The sequence below is a fragment of the Pseudonocardia sp. Ae331_Ps2 genome (assembly GCF_001932405.1).
Taxonomy (GTDB): Bacteria; Actinomycetota; Actinomycetes; order Mycobacteriales; family Pseudonocardiaceae; genus Pseudonocardia.
Genome location: NZ_MCIM01000001.1, coordinates 1,513,531 through 1,527,270, shown reverse-complemented (window position 1 = coordinate 1,527,270; position 13,740 = coordinate 1,513,531). Strand labels below are relative to the sequence as shown.

15 protein-coding genes are annotated in these 13,740 nt (G+C 73.9%); 11 read left to right on the top strand and 4 right to left on the bottom strand.

All coding sequences use genetic code 11. The annotated features are described in order from the left end of the window. Window positions 1–34: 34 nt before the first annotated feature. The 4 genes from Ae331Ps2_RS07235 to Ae331Ps2_RS07220 are packed head-to-tail and all read left to right on the top strand — an operon-like array spanning window position 35 to window position 5,458. Window positions 35–868 (top strand): DUF3027 domain-containing protein, encoded by an 834-nt coding sequence (locus tag Ae331Ps2_RS07235; protein WP_337819452.1) that lies wholly within the window; start codon window positions 35–37, stop codon window positions 866–868. After that, window positions 766–3,708, top strand: coding sequence for a sacsin N-terminal ATP-binding-like domain-containing protein (locus Ae331Ps2_RS07230; protein WP_369804883.1), 2,943 nt, complete (start codon window positions 766–768; stop codon window positions 3,706–3,708). Before Ae331Ps2_RS07235 ends, Ae331Ps2_RS07230 begins: the two co-directional genes overlap by 103 nt. Next, entirely contained in the window at window positions 3,705–4,979 is a 1,275-nt protein-coding gene (mshA, locus tag Ae331Ps2_RS07225; protein WP_075309936.1) for a D-inositol-3-phosphate glycosyltransferase, read from the top strand. The genes Ae331Ps2_RS07230 and mshA overlap by 4 nt, the downstream gene beginning before the upstream one ends. Further along, window positions 4,976–5,458: a YbjN domain-containing protein gene (locus Ae331Ps2_RS07220; RefSeq protein WP_020625459.1), complete on the top strand. Its 483-nt coding sequence runs from the start codon at window positions 4,976–4,978 to the stop codon at window positions 5,456–5,458. The genes mshA and Ae331Ps2_RS07220 overlap by 4 nt, the downstream gene beginning before the upstream one ends. Window positions 5,459–5,461: 3 nt before the next feature. Here the strand turns inward: Ae331Ps2_RS07220 and Ae331Ps2_RS07215 are convergent, their stop codons facing one another. After that, the gene (locus Ae331Ps2_RS07215) at window positions 5,462–6,040 is read right to left on the bottom strand and encodes a helix-turn-helix domain-containing protein (protein WP_075309938.1); all 579 of its coding nucleotides are present in this window, start codon (window positions 6,038–6,040) and stop codon (window positions 5,462–5,464) included. Between the two features lie 91 nt (window positions 6,041–6,131). Between Ae331Ps2_RS07215 and Ae331Ps2_RS07210 the strand changes: the two genes are divergently transcribed. The 4 genes from Ae331Ps2_RS07210 to Ae331Ps2_RS07195 all read left to right on the top strand — a co-directional run bounded on the left by Ae331Ps2_RS07210 (window position 6,132) and on the right by Ae331Ps2_RS07195 (window position 10,718). Beyond that, a complete protein-coding gene (locus tag Ae331Ps2_RS07210) occupies window positions 6,132–7,250 on the top strand; it encodes an aryl-sulfate sulfotransferase (protein WP_075309940.1) in 1,119 nt (372 codons plus the stop codon). Beyond that, the gene (locus tag Ae331Ps2_RS07205; RefSeq protein WP_075309942.1) at window positions 7,247–8,587 is read left to right on the top strand and encodes a uracil-xanthine permease family protein; all 1,341 of its coding nucleotides are present in this window, start codon (window positions 7,247–7,249) and stop codon (window positions 8,585–8,587) included. Before Ae331Ps2_RS07210 ends, Ae331Ps2_RS07205 begins: the two co-directional genes overlap by 4 nt. 196 nt (window positions 8,588–8,783) lie before the next feature. After that, window positions 8,784–10,361, top strand: coding sequence for an AMP-binding protein (locus tag Ae331Ps2_RS07200; protein WP_075309944.1), 1,578 nt, complete (start codon window positions 8,784–8,786; stop codon window positions 10,359–10,361). A 168-nt stretch (window positions 10,362–10,529) separates the two neighbouring features. After that, entirely contained in the window at window positions 10,530–10,718 is a 189-nt protein-coding gene (locus tag Ae331Ps2_RS07195; protein ID WP_075309946.1) for a hypothetical protein, read from the top strand. 62 nt (window positions 10,719–10,780) lie between these two features. On the opposite strand, the gene Ae331Ps2_RS07190 is transcribed toward Ae331Ps2_RS07195, so the two are convergent. Then, on the bottom strand, window positions 10,781–11,008 hold the full coding sequence (locus Ae331Ps2_RS07190) for a hypothetical protein (protein WP_139318911.1): 228 nt from the start codon (window positions 11,006–11,008) through the stop codon (window positions 10,781–10,783). Between the two features lie 108 nt (window positions 11,009–11,116). Here Ae331Ps2_RS07190 and Ae331Ps2_RS07185 point away from each other — a divergent pair, with 108 nt between their 5' ends. From Ae331Ps2_RS07185 to Ae331Ps2_RS07175, 3 genes are all read left to right on the top strand, one after another. Next, window positions 11,117–11,395 carry a metalloregulator ArsR/SmtB family transcription factor gene (locus Ae331Ps2_RS07185; RefSeq protein WP_020621658.1) on the top strand — a complete coding sequence of 93 codons (279 nt, stop codon included), beginning with the start codon at window positions 11,117–11,119 and terminating at the stop codon, window positions 11,393–11,395. Further along, the gene (locus Ae331Ps2_RS07180; protein ID WP_075312747.1) at window positions 11,395–11,784 is read left to right on the top strand and encodes a VOC family protein; all 390 of its coding nucleotides are present in this window, start codon (window positions 11,395–11,397) and stop codon (window positions 11,782–11,784) included. Before Ae331Ps2_RS07185 ends, Ae331Ps2_RS07180 begins: the two co-directional genes overlap by 1 nt. 146 nt (window positions 11,785–11,930) lie before the next feature. Beyond that, window positions 11,931–12,773: an IS5 family transposase gene (locus Ae331Ps2_RS07175; protein ID WP_075305978.1), complete on the top strand. Its 843-nt coding sequence runs from the start codon at window positions 11,931–11,933 to the stop codon at window positions 12,771–12,773. A 123-nt stretch (window positions 12,774–12,896) separates the two neighbouring features. On the opposite strand, the gene Ae331Ps2_RS07170 is transcribed toward Ae331Ps2_RS07175, so the two are convergent. Together Ae331Ps2_RS07170 and Ae331Ps2_RS32430 are read right to left on the bottom strand one after the other, a co-directional pair. Further along, on the bottom strand, window positions 12,897–13,334 hold the full coding sequence (locus Ae331Ps2_RS07170; protein ID WP_075309950.1) for an SMI1/KNR4 family protein: 438 nt from the start codon (window positions 13,332–13,334) through the stop codon (window positions 12,897–12,899). 30 nt (window positions 13,335–13,364) lie between these two features. Continuing rightward, window positions 13,365–13,740, bottom strand: a 376-nt coding sequence (locus Ae331Ps2_RS32430; RefSeq protein ID WP_217695639.1) for a helix-turn-helix domain-containing protein, incomplete at its 5' end; no start/stop codon positions are given.

Sequence of the window (13,740 nt, the reverse complement as noted above, 5' to 3'; positions counted from 1 at the left end):
CAGGATGCCCGGGCGCGGGTGGCACACTGGTGAGGTGAGCACTGGTGAGGTGGGTGTCGAGGTCGGCGACTGCGGTGACGAGCGGGCGGAGACGCCGCAGCCCAGGGTGACTCCCGCGCCGTCGCACCTGTTCGACGCGGTGGACGAGGCGCGGGCCGCGGCCGTCGAGGAGGCGGCCGACGAGCTGGGGGCCGACGCGGCCGTGGCCGCCGTCGGCGCGCACCTGGGCACGACCGTCGAGGACGACGGCTCGGTCACCCACTCCTTCGCCGCGCACCTGCCCGGCTACCGCGGCTGGCGCTGGGCGGTCACCGTCGCCGCCGCGGCCGACGACGGGCCGGTGACGGTCTCGGAGTCGGTGCTGCTGCCCGGCTCGACCGCGCTCGTCGCCCCCGACTGGGTGCCGTGGGACCAGCGCGTGCGTCCCGGCGACCTCAAGCCCGGTGACCTGCTGCCCACCCCGGCCGACGACCCGCGCCTGGTGCCGGGCTACGTCGACTCCGGGGCCCCGGCCGTCGACGCGCTCGCCCGCGAGGTCGGGCTCGGCCGCGAACGGGTGCTGTCCTACGAGGGCCGCATCGCCGCCGCCGAACGCTGGCAGGACGGGGAGCGCGGCCCGGGCGCCGACCTCGCCCGGTCCGCGCCCGCGTCCTGCGGGACCTGCGGGTTCCTGGTGCCGCTCGCCGGGTCGCTGCACGGCGTGTTCGGGGTCTGCGCGAACGGCTCCTCCCCGGCCGACGCCCAGGTCGTCGCCGTCGAGTTCGGCTGTGGCGCGCACTCCTCGGTCACCGAGCCGTCCGGCTCCCCGGTCCACGTCTCGGCGCTGGTCTACGACGACGGCGTCGACCTCGAGCCGGTCGGGTCCTGAGCTCCACCGGCGTCGCGGGCGGCACCGACCCGTTCGGCACGGCGGCGCTGCGGGACGGGGTCCTGACGGCCTGGTCGTCGTCGCCGACCCGGTTCCGGGAGGACGTCAACGCCGAGGACGACCTGCGCCGCGGTGGCTACGCCGACACCTGGGTCGCCGAGCTGCTCCAGAACGCCGCCGACGCCGCGCTCGCCGCGGACCTGCCCGGCCGGGTCCGGGCGGTCGTGGTGGACGGTGAGCTGCGCGTCGCCAACACCGGGGCCCCGCTCGACGCCGCCGGGGTCGCCGCGCTCGCCGCGCTGCGGGCCTCGGCCAAGCGGGACACCGCCGGCACCACCGGCCGCTTCGGCGTCGGGTTCGCCGCGGTCCTCGCCGTCTGCACCGCGCCGCGCCTGGTGACCGCCGCGGGCGGCGTCGCGTTCTCCGCCGCCCGGACCGCGGTCGAGGTGGCCGCACTGGGCGGTGAGGCGGCCGCCGAGCTGGCCCGCGACGCCCGGGTGCCGGTGCTGCGGCTGGCCTGGCCCGCGCCGGAGGAGGAGCCGCCGCCGCCCGGGTTCGCCACCGAGGTCCGGCTGCGTCCGGTACCCGGCATCGACCCGCGCGACCTGCTCGACGAACTCGCCCGCACCGCCGGTGACCTGCTGCTGGCGCTCCCGGGGCTGGAGTCGGTGACCGCGGGCCCGGTGACCGTCGCCCGCACCGACCTCGGCGACGGCCGGGTGCGGGTCGGGGACACCGGGTACCTGCTGGTCACCGGGGACGCGGGCGTCCGCTGGGCGCTGCGACTGCGCGGCGACCGGCCCGCCCCGTACGGACCCGACGACGGCGAGGTCCTGCACGCCCCCACCCGCAGCGCCGAGCAGCTGTCGCTGCCCGCCCGGCTGATCGCGCCGTTCCCGCTCGACCCGGACCGCCGCCGGATCCGTGCCGACGACCCGGCCGTCGACGTGCTGGTCGACGCCGCGGCGGCCGCCTACGCCGACCTCGTCCGGCGGGTCGACCCCGCCGAGCGCGCCGGGCTGGTGCCGGAGCCGGGCTTCCCGCGCTCGCCGCTCGACGGCCGACTCCGCGACGCCCTCCTCACCACCCTCACCCACACCCCGTGGCTCCCCGCCGCCGCATCCCCCACCGGCACCGCACCGGGGGTGGGGGAGGACGACGCGGGACTGTTCGCGCCGAGTCGGGCGGAGTGGCTCGACGTCCCGGGCGACGGCGTGGCGGAGCTGCTCGCCGCGTGCGACCCGGCGTTCTCCCGGCTCGTCGCGTCCGGGGTCGTCCCGCCCGCCGCGCTCGGCGTGGACCGGATCGGCGCGGCCGCGCTGGCCGAGCGGCTGACCGGCGTCGAAGCGGCTCCCGGCTGGTGGCGGGAGCTGTACGCGGCCCTCGCCCCGGCCGTCGACACCGTCCCGGGGCTGGCGGCCGAGCTGGGCGCGCTGCCCGTCCCGCTCGTCGACGGTCGTCTGGTGCCCGGGCCCGCCTCGGTGCTGCTCCCCGACGGCGACGCCCCGGCCGCCGTGACGGCGCTCCCCGAGCTGCGGATCGCCCACCCCGACGCCGTCCACCCGCTGCTGCGCCGTCTCGGTGCCGCCGACGCCGACCGCGACACCCTGCTCGACGCCCCAGCCCTGCACGCGGCCGTCGAGCGGTCCGTCGACGACGCCGAGGCCGGCCTGGACACCACCGCGGCGGCCCGTGCCGTCCTCGCTCTGCTCGACACCCCCGCCGCCGCGCCGGACCCCCGGTTCGGGTCCCTGGCGCTCACCGACGACGACGGCCGCCCCGCCCGCGCCGACGAGCTCGTCCTGCCCGACGCCGCCGTCCGGGACCTGCTCGACCCGGACGCCCCGGTCGGCGTGCTGGGGCCGGAGTGGGCCGACGTGTCCCGCGACGCCCTGGTCGCCGCGGGCGTGCTGGACCGGTTCACGGTCGTCCCGTTCGACCCCGACGTACTGCACGACGGCGAGCACTACCCCGACGACGGTGACACCCCGCCCGCCGTGCGCGACCTCGACCTCGTCGCCGACGACCGCTGGCCCGCGGCGCTGGCCCTGCTCGCCGCCGACCGCGACACCCGGGCTGCGCTGCTCACCGGCTACACCGCCTGGTGGCTGTCGCGCCACGTCCGCCTCGACGGCCGGCTCCCCAGCACGTGGCGGCTGCGCTCGGCGACCGGCCTGGCCGGGCTCTACGACGAGGTCGCGGCCCTGCCCGGCGTCGACGACGCGGTGCTCACCGCGGTCGGGGTCCGGGACCGGGTCGTCGTCGACGGGCCGGACGAGGTCGTCGAACTGCTCGACCGGCTGGCCGACCCGGCCCGCACGGTGAGCGGGGAGGTCGCCGCGGCCGCCTACGCCGCGCTCGCCGCGGCCGTCGCCGACGGGCGGGTGGACCTCGACGACGTCGACCCGCCGGACCGGGTCCGCACGGTGACCGGGCAGGTCGCGCCGACCGACCGCGCCGTCGTCCTCGACGCGCCCTGGGTGCTGCCCGCGCTGGACGCGGTGCCCGCGGTCCCCGGCGGGCCCGATCCGGCCGCGCTCGCGGAGCTGCTCGACGTGCCGCTGGCCTCGGACCGGGTCGCCGGGACGGCCCGCGGCACCGGCACCTCCGGCCCGTGGACGGCCGACCCCGAGGTCGCCGCGGCGCTGGCCGCGCTGGGGGAACCCGCGCCCCCGGGGCGGCTGCACCGGCACGAGGAGCTGGTCGTCGACCTCCACGACGGCGGGACGGTGACCGTCCCGGCGTGGCCCGGCCGCGGCGACGACTGGCACGCCGCCGACCCGCTGCGGGCGCTGGTGGCTGCGCTGGCGCTCCGGCGCCGTGTCAGGATGCTCGGGTGAGTGAACGACTGCCCCGACGTGTCGCGGTGCTGTCGGTGCACACCTCCCCGACCGAGCAGCCCGGCACCGGCGACGCCGGCGGGATGAACGTCTACGTCGCACAGACGGCGATCCGGATGGCCCGCCGCGGCGTCGAGGCGGAGATCTTCACCCGCGCCACGTCGTCGGAGCAGCCGTCGACGGTCGAGCTGGAGCCGGGCGCGACGGTCCGGTTCGTCGCCGCGGGCCCCTTCGAGGGGCTCGGCAAGGACGACCTGCCGAGCCAGCTGTGCGCGTTCACCGCCGGGGTGCTGCGGGCAGAGGCCCGCCACGACCCGGGCTGGTACGACGTCGTGCACTCCCACTACTGGCTGTCCGGCCAGGTCGGGTGGCTGGCCCGGGACCGCTGGGGGGTGCCGCTGGTGCACTCCGCGCACACCCTGGCCAAGGTCAAGAACGCCGCGCTCGCCGCCGGGGACACCCCCGAGCCGCGGGTCCGGGTGATCGGCGAGGACCAGGTCGTCGCGGAGGCGGACCGGCTGGTGGCGAACACCGAGATCGAGTCCAAGCAGCTGCTCGACCTCTACGACGCCGACCCCCACCGCACCGTCACCATCCCGCCGGGGGTGGACACCGACCGTTTCCGGCCCGGCGACCGGGCCGCGGCCCGCGCCGAGCTGGGACTCCCGGCCGGGGCCGTGGTGCTGGCGTTCGTCGGGCGCATCCAGCGCCTGAAGGCCCCCGACGTGCTGTTGCGCGCCGCCGCCGAGCTGGTCGCGCGGGTACCGGGGCTGCGTGAACGCCTCGTCGTGCTCGTCGCGGGCGGGCCGTCGGGGTCCGGGCTGGCCGAGCCGACCTCGCTGCACGAGCTGGCCGCCGAGCTGGGGATCACCGATCTGGTCCGGTTCCTGCCGCCGCGGGCCGGCGACGAGCTGGTGACGGTCTACCGGGCGGCCGACGTCGTCGCCGTCCCGAGCCACAACGAGTCGTTCGGGCTGGTCGCGCTGGAGGCCCAGGCCTGCGGGACGCCGGTGGTGGCGACCCGGGTGGGCGGGCTGCCGGTCGCCGTCGCCGAGGGCCGGTCCGGGCTGCTCGTCACCGGGCACGACATCTCCGACTGGGCCGACGCGCTGGGCGAGCTCGCGCTCGACCCGGGCCGTCGCGAGCAGATGGGGCGGACCGCGGCGACGCACGCGCACCGCTTCTCCTGGGACCGGACGACCGACGCCCTGCTGGGCGCCTACGACGAGGCCCGCACCGAGTTCGCGGCGCGGCGACGGGGGGACGCATGAGCGAGCTGGAGCAGCGGATCGGGGCCGCGCTCGCCGACTCCGGGGCCGAGTACGTCCACCGTGGACCAGGGCAGTGGCTGGTCACCCTCCCCGGCGAGGCCCGGCTCCAGACCCAGACCTGGCTGATCCTGCGCGAACAGACCCTCGCGGTGCAGGCGTTCGTGTGCCGCAGGCCCGACGAGAACCACGAGGGCGTCTACCGGTTCATGCTGCTGCGCAACGCCAAGCTCTACGGCGTGCACTACTGCCTGGACCGGGTCGGGGACATCCACCTCGTCGGGCGGCTGGCGCGGCACGCCGTCACCGCGGACGAGCTCGACCGCGTCCTCGGATCGGTGCTGGAGGCCGCCGACGGCGACTTCAACACCTTCCTGGAGCTGGGCTTCGCCTCCTCCATCCGCCGCGAGTACGCCTGGCGTACCGAACACGGCGAGTCCACGGCGAACCTCACGGCGTTCGAGCACCTGTTCGACGACTGACCCTCACGGGCGGTCCGTCGCCCGCGGCGGGCCGGCCGGCAGCGACACCCTGGCCCGATCGTTGATGCCCACGAGCAGCACGGTGGTCTCATCGGTCAGGGCGGTCCAGCGGTGGTCCACACCGGCGGAGCAGTACAACGCGGCGCCCGCGGCGAGCTCGAACTCCTCGTCGCCGGCCCAGACCCGCGCGGTCCCGCGCACGACGTAGAGCAGCTCGTCGTGCGGGTGGCGGAAGGAGTCCCCGGCGCGGCCCGTGCTGCCGGTGAACTCCAGCGCGTGCAGGTGCCGATCCCCGCGGACGAGGGTGCGGACCCGGCCCGCCCCGTCGGCGATGGCGTTGTCCTCCGGTGCGACGACGTCGACCCGGCCCGCCTCCTCCGCGGCCGAGAGCAGCGCGACGGCGGTGGTGTCCAGGGCCGCGGCCAGTGCCTGCAGCGACCGCATGCTGGGCGCGGCCCTGCCGTTCTCCACCTGGGACAGGAAGGGGACGGACAGGCCGCTGGCCGCGGCCACGTCGGCGAGGGTGGCACGGCGCTCCCTGCGCAGCGCGCGGACGACGGCGCCCACCTGAGGCCCTGACATGTCACACACCTTTCACACACGGGCCTGGTCTCCCGGCCCGGACTGGATCAAACTTTTGATGTCAAAAGTTTGATCCCTGATGGAGGTTCTCATGGACCAGCGGACGCTGGCACGGCGGCGCACCGGACTGATCGAGCACGACCCGGAGCACGCGTTCCCCGGGTACACCCTGTACACGCCGCTGGCGGCGGGTGGCGCGGAGACCGGCCTGGTGCGGCTGGTGGACATGGCGGGCACCGTCGTTCACGAGTGGCGGCCACCGTGGCGGGCGGGCAGACACGCGCGGATCCTCCCGAACGGGAACCTGGCGTACAACGGTGTGCATCCCGACGGCCCGGAGCTCTTCCCGTTCTGGGAGAAGTACCGCGGCGGGGTGATGGCCGAGCTCGCCCCCGACGGCACCGTCGTGCGCGAGCACCGCGACCCGCTCGCCCACCACGACGCGCACCACCTCGGCGACGGCCGCGTGCTCTACACGGTGCTGGAGGAGCTCGGGCCGGCCGCCTCGGCGGCGGTCCGCGGGGGCGTCCCCGGCACCGAGTACGCGGGCGCGGTGTACGCCGACGTGATCACCGAGGTCGACGCCGACGGGACCGAGACGTGGCGCTGGCACGCCGCCGAGCACCTCGACCCCGACGAGTACCCGCTCGGGGCGCACTACCCGCGCGAGCACTGGCCCTTGATCAACAGCGTCGTGCCGATGGCCGACGGCACCGTGCTCGCCAGCCTGCGGTCGGTCTCCGCGGTGATCGTGATCGACCGGGCCAGCGGGAAGGTCCTGCGCCGGTCGGCGCCCGGGACGGTGTCCCAGCAGCACCACGCCCAGGAGCTCCCGGACGGCAACGTCCTGGTCTTCGACAATGGCGTGTTCCGGCCGGGGGAGAGCGTCCCCTTCAGCAGGGTGGTCGAGCTGGACCCCGAGCTGCACGAGGTCGTGTGGAGCTGGCGGGACCCGCAGCCCGAGGCGTTCTTCACCCCGTTCATGGGAGCCGTCCAGCGGCTGCCGGGCGGCAACACCCTGATCACCGAGTCCGGGTTCGGCAGGCTGTTCGAGGTGACGGGGGAGGGCCGGGTCTGCTGGGAGTACGTGCTCCCCGAGATCGGCACCTACGCCGACGAACGGGTCCGGCGGAACTTCCCCGGGCCGTCGAACGCGTTGTTCCGGGCCTACCGGTACGCCCCCGACGAGCTGCCCTGGCTGGACCGGTGAGCGCGCCGACGGTCGACCCGACCGGGCAGCGGGTGCCGCTGCGGGTGCTGGCGCCGCTGTCCGTGCAGCACCTGCTGGTGATGGTGGCCGGGCCGGTCTCGTCGGCCTTCCTGCTGTCCGCCGCGCTGGAGCTCGACGCCGCCGCCGGGGCCCGGTTGCTCGCCGCGCTGCTGCTGGTGTCGGGGATCGGCACGGCACTGCAGTCCATCGGTCCGTTCGGGATCGGGGCCCGGCTGCCCTTCGTGATGCTGCCCGGTGGGGCGGCGGTGGCCCTGTTCGCGCAGATCGCGCGGGAAGCGGGACCGGCCGCGGCGAGTGGCGCGGTCGTGGTCACCGGGCTGGCCGTCGTCGTGCTGGCGCCGGTGTTCACCCGGCTCATGCGGTTCTTCCCGCCGGTGGTGCTGGGGACGATGATCGTCGTCGTCGGCGTCAACCTGGTGAAGATCAACGCTGGGCTCGTGTCGGACACCCCGACGGGGCCGTCGCCGTGGGCGCTCGCGCTGGTCGCGGTCACGGTGGGCACGATCGTCGTCGCCCATCGGGTCTTGCCCGGTGGCCTGAGCCGGCTCGCGGTCCTGCTCGGCATCCTCGCCGGGGCCGTGGTGGCCGCGGTCGCGGGGCGGATCACCCCGCCGGCGCCCGGTCCGCTGCTGGCGCTGCCCGAGCCGTTCCCGTTCGGCGCGCCGGAGCTCCTGCTGCCCGCGATGGTGCCGCTGCTGTTGTTCTCGATCGGCGCGATGGCCGAGGCGGCCGGACAGACGGTGCTCACCGCCGAGGCGGTGGACCGGCCGGTGGGCCGGCACGACGTCACCCGGACCGTGCGGGGCGACGGGGTCACCTCGGTGCTCGCCGGGCTCCTCGGAGGACCGCTGATGGTCACCAGCGGCGAGAACATCGGCATCGTCCGGCTGTCGCGGGTGCGCAGCCGGTACGTCACCGTCGGCACGGCCGTGCTGCTCGTGGTGCTGTCCGTGTGTGCCCCGGTCGCCCGCTGGGTCGCGGCCGTGCCGAGCGCGGTGGTCGGCGCCGCGGGTGTGGTGGTCTTCGCGATGGTCGCCGCGCTCGGCGTCGGCATGGTCGCCCGGAGCGGGCTCGGCGACGACCGGGCGCTGATGACGGCGACGCTCGCGCTGGCGGCCGGGCTGCTGCCGGTCCTGATGCCGACGGTCTACCAGGCGCTCCCGGTCACGCTGCGGCTCGTCCTGGGCAGCGGCGTGACGATGGCCGCGCTGGTCGGGGCCCTGGCCCACCACCTGCTGCGTCGCACGGAGCCACGGCCGGAGACGCGGCCGGAGGCGCAGGCGGAGCCACGGACGGAGCCACGACCGGAGGGGTGAGCGGCGGGGTCACCCGGCCCGACGGGGCCCCGCACGGCACCTCGCCACCGGCCTTCCGGTCCGGCAGCGGTCCCGGCCCGTTCCGCGGGACCGGACCGCCCCGGCCGGTCCCGCGGTGCGGTCCTGGCACGGCCGCCCCTCATGGGCGATGATCGGCGTCGCCTCTGTTCCGTAGGACCTCGCGAAGGAGCGACCCTTGTCGTTGCGCAGCCCGTACCCGGACGTCGAGATCCCCGACGTCTCGCTCACCGAGTTCTTGTTCGCCGACGGCTTCGGCGACCGGGCGGATGCGCCGGCGATCGTCGACGGCACCACCGGCGACCAGCTGACCTACACCGAGTTCCACGGCCTGGTCGAGAAGATCGCCGGTGGGCTCGCCGCCCGCGGCATCGGGAAGGGCGACGTCGTCGCGCTGTTCGCGCCCAACCTGCCGCAGTGGGCGGCACTGTTCCACGGCATCCTGCGTGCCAACGGGATCGTGACCAGCGCGAACTCGATGTACACCGGCGGCGAGCTGGCCCACCAGCTCAAGGACTCTGGCGCGAAGATGGTGATCACCGTCTCGCCGTTCCTCGACCGCGCCGTGGTGGGGGCGAAGGAGGCCGGGCTGTCCGAGGACGTCGTCCTCACCATCGACGCCACCGAGGGCCACGACTCGCTGCGCGACCTCGTGAGCTCCGGCGCCCCGGCGCCCGAGCTGACGACCTCCGCGACCGACACCGCGGTGCTGCCCTACTCCTCCGGCACCACCGGCCTGGCCAAGGGCGTGGTGCTGACCCACCGCAACCTGGTGGCGAACCTGCTCCAGATCCAGGTCATGGGCAACGTGACCAGCGAGACCAAGATCATGGCGTTCCTGCCGTTCTTCCACATCTACGGCATGACCGTGATGATGAACCAGGGGCTGCACGCGCGCGCCACCGTCGTCACCATGCCGAAGTTCGACCTCGAACAGTTCCTGACCATCACCCAGGACCTGCAGGTCGACCGGCTCTACATCGCCCCGCCGGTCGCCGTCGCGCTGGCCAAGCACCCGATCGTCGAGAAGTTCGACCTGTCCTGCGTGAAGACGATCTTCTCCGGTGCCGCCCCGCTGGGCGGCGAGCTCGGCCGCGCCGTCGCCAAGCGGCTGAACTGCACCGTGCTGCAGGGCTACGGCATGACCGAGCTGTCCCCGGTCAGCCACTGCATGCCCGACGACCGCGGCGACCTCGACCTGAACTCGTCCGGTTTCGCGCTGCCGAACATCGAGTGCAAGCTGGTCGACCCGGAGTCCGGCGAGGAGGTCGGTGTCGGCGAGCGCGGCGAGCTGTGGGTGAAGGGCCCGAACGTGATGGTCGGGTACCTCAACAACGACTCCGCGACCGACGCCACCAAGGACGCCGACGGCTACCTGCACACCGGCGACATCGCCGTCGTCGACGACGAGGGCGTCTACTCGATCGTCGACCGGGTCAAGGAGCTCATCAAGTACAAGGGCTACCAGGTGCCGCCCGCCGAGCTGGAGGCGCTGCTGCTGACCCACGACAAGATCGCCGACACCGCGGTCATCGGGGTCAAGGACGCCGACGGCGAGGAGGTCCCGAAGGCGTTCGTGGTGAAGCAGTCCTCGGGTGGGGACCTGACCGAGGACGAGGTCATGACCTTCGTCGCGGAGAGGGTCGCGCCGCACAAGAAGGTGCGCGTGGTCGAGTTCATCGACCAGATCCCGAAGTCGGCCGCGGGGAAGATCCTGCGGAAGGACCTGCGGGCTCGGGAGACCGAGCAGGCCTGACCCTTCTGAACGGCCGGGACGGCGTTGTCACCTGCGGGGACGCGGGGACGGCGCCGTCCCGTCGTCTGTGGCGGTGCGGGGCGCCCCGGGGGTGTCCAGAACGGTGCAGTCTGGTGTGGACGGACGAAACCGCTGGCCGTTCCGCCGCTCGCGCTCCACACTCTCACGGTGGCCACGCACACCGCGGACGAGTTCCTGGGGCTCACGCCTCGTGAGGCACGGGCGTGGGCCGGGGCGCTCGGGTGGGCGTTCCGCGACGTCACCCGGGACGCGTGGCGGGAGGACGACTGCCGGTTCGACCGCATCAACGTCGTCTTCGGCACGAGCGGTTTCGTCGTCTGGGCCGACATCGAGTAGCGCTTCACCGATCCGGCGCTCCTGAGATCCGGCCGTGCCTGTGCGGCGCGCTCCCGACCGGCTCAGGCGGTCGCCTCCTGTACGATCGCGGTAATCGTCTTCTCCGCGTCGGCGGAGATCCCGTTCACGAACCACCCCGACCCGACCAGCGGCGACGACGTCGAGAACGCCGCCTTCTCGGTGAATGCGAACGAGATCAGACCCTCGTCGTTCCGGAAGAACACCAGGACCGGGCCGCCACGGGCGTAGCCGGGCTGGCCGTAGTACAGCTTGGGCTGCAGGTCGGGCACCGCCGCCACGATAGGACGCCGCCGCCGTGCTCGACGTGGGTGGAGTCGCCGGGCATGGCCCGCCGCCGCTCTAGACAGGCAAGTTGCTACTTGCCTATAGTCCCGGACGTGGGTGACATCTACCGGGCTCTCGCCGATCCCACTCGGCGCGCGCTGCTCGATGCACTCACGGCGACCGATGGACAGACGTTGTTCGCGCTCTGTGGCGCGCTACTCGAACGGGGCTTTTCTCCGACCCGGCAGGCCGTCTCCCAGCATCTCGCAGTTCTGGAGGACGCCGGACTGGTCACCGTCCGACGGCAGGGCCGCTACAAGTTCCACGACATCGATACCCGCCCGCTGCGTGAGATAGCGCAGCGTTGGCCAGAGCCTCCAGGAGCGACGTGATGGCGAAGGTGTCCTACTGCAATGTCTATGTCGACGACCAAGACCAGGCGAAGCGGTTCTACTGCGATGTGATGGGATTTGAGATCAAGCACGACATTCCGATCGGGGAGCATCGCTGGCTCACCGTCACCGCCCCCGGTGACCCGGAGGGGCCGCAGCTGCTGCTCGAGCCCGATGTGCACCCGGCCGTGAAGACCTACAAGACGGCGCTGGTCGAGGACGGCATCCCGCTGGCGGCCTTCGAGGTCGACGACGTGCAGACCGAGGTGGACCGGCTCGTCTCGGAGCACGCCACGACCGTCGTCCAACGACCTACTCCCGCCGGTGAGGTGACGATCGCGGTCGTGGACGACACCTGCGGGAACCTGATCCAGTTGTTCTCCTACTGACGGCCGTGATCCGGCACGTCGAGAAGTACCTTAGAGGTCGCGCGGATTGATCACAGCTGGGTCGCGGCCGGGTGTCGATGGTGAGGGGCGGGCACGGGCCTGTCGATCATGAAGTTGTTGACTCTTCGTGATCGTCTGGAGGCCGCGTGCCCGCCCTGCCATCATGGTTGACCGAGCCGTTGTGGGACCAGTTCGCCGCGCTGCTGCCGCCCCGGGGCGAGTTCGATCCCACTCATCCGTGGGGCTGTCACCGCCGCCGGATCGCGGATCGGGTCGTGTTCGACAAGCTCCTGCAGGTGCTGCGGTTCGGCTGCCCGTATCAGGGCGTCTCCGACAGCACCTGCTCGGCGACCACCATCCGCGATCGCCGTGACGAGTGGATCCGGCTCGGGGTCTTCGCCCAGCTACGCCGGATCGCCCTGGACGCCTACGACCGCATCGTCGGCCTGTTGCTTGACGACGTTGCCGTCGACGGCGCCATCACCAAGGCCCCCGGCGGCGGTGAGGTCGCCGGACCGTCACCGGTTGACCGGCGTAAACAGGGCATGAAGCGATCGGTGCTCGTCGAGGGCCATGGCATCCCACTGGGCCGGGTCCTGGCCGGGGCACACCGCCACGACTCCCCGCTACTGGGCCCCACTCTCGACCACCTCGACGCTCTCGGCCCGCTGCCCGACGACATCACCGTGCACCTCGACGCCGGCTATGACTCCGGTAAGACCCGCGACACACTCACCGAACGGGGCCTGCACAGCGAGATCGCGCGCAAGGGCGAGAAAGCACCGATCCAGGCCACCCAACGCTGGCACATCGAGCGCACCAACGCCTGGCACAACAGCTTCAACCGGCTGCAGCGCTGCTACGAACGCCGCGAAACCGTCGTCGACGCGTTCTTCGACCTCGCCGACACCATCATCACACTCCGTAGCCTGATCCGGCAGGCCTGGACCACGCACCGCTGGGACAGCCGACCACACCGCCGCCCATGATCATCCATCAATCCGCGCGACCTCTTAGTGCTGTCGAGGGCTGCCCGGACAGCGCTCATGTACTGATCGACGTCGTCCGGGCGGTCGGGGCGGCGGGTGACCACTTCTCCGAGGGGTGGTGGGTCAGCGGCGGTACCAGTCGTCGCCGTCGCCGCCCGCCCGACGGGTGAGGTAGTCCCGCAGCGATCCGGCGACCCGGTGGCGCGAGTCGGTCTCGTGGTCCCACACGACCACCTCCGGGCGGTTCGGCAGTGCCGGGAAGCCGAACAGGTCGCCCCCGCCGTTGTCGGCGAAGAAGATCAGCTGGTCGAAGGGCAGGTAGAGTTCGGCGAGGCCGGGGTCGCGGCGCAGGGCCAGGTTGTCGTCGACGATCCGACGGGCCGGATGGACCAGGGCGGCGCCGTGGCGGCCGTGCAGTCCGTCGGTCTCGAGGAGCAGTGCCCGCAGGTCCGGGGGCACCTCGTGGCCCAGCTCGGTGCCGATGGCATCGACGTCGTCCGGGGAGGCCGGCCGGGCAGGCTCGACGACGTCGAACAGCCGCTGCGCCAGCTCGATCCACACCCGGCGACCGTACCGGTGCGACGGGGCGGGTCAGCGGCCCGCGGTCTCCTCCGGGGTCTCGCCGAAGGCGCGGGTGTATGCCACCCGGAACCCGCCGGGCCGGACGAAGCCCCACCGGCCCGCGATGCGCTCCACCGCCGTCGCGTCGCCCGTCGCGCGCAGGTCGTCGCGCACGCCGTGGAGCCGGGCGCGCCACAGCACGGTGGCCGGGTCGGTCCCGGCCCGGCGCAGCCCGGCCAGCACGGTCCGGGCCGGGGCCCCGGTCAGCCGGGCCAGCTCCGTCGGGTCGACGGGACGGTGCGCGTGCGCGCGCAGGTGCTCGGTGACGCGGCGGACCAGGCGGGCGGGCAGCGCCGGGGTGCGGGCCGGCCCGCGGCGGGTGACCTCGTCGAGCACGGTGTTCGGG

Bases quoted from the DNA above. Each gene is read 5' to 3' on its own strand.
- Ae331Ps2_RS07220 (WP_020625459.1), top strand. From the start codon at position 4,976: ATGAGCGAGCTGGAGCAGCGGATCGGGGCCGCGCTCGCCGACTCCGGG.
- Ae331Ps2_RS07215 (WP_075309938.1), bottom strand. From the start codon at position 6,040: ATGTCAGGGCCTCAGGTGGGCGCCGTCGTCCGCGCGCTGCGCAGGGAG.
- Ae331Ps2_RS07210 (WP_075309940.1), top strand. From the start codon at position 6,132: ATGGACCAGCGGACGCTGGCACGGCGGCGCACCGGACTGATCGAGCAC.
- Ae331Ps2_RS07180 (WP_075312747.1), top strand. From the start codon at position 11,395: ATGGCGAAGGTGTCCTACTGCAATGTCTATGTCGACGACCAAGACCAG.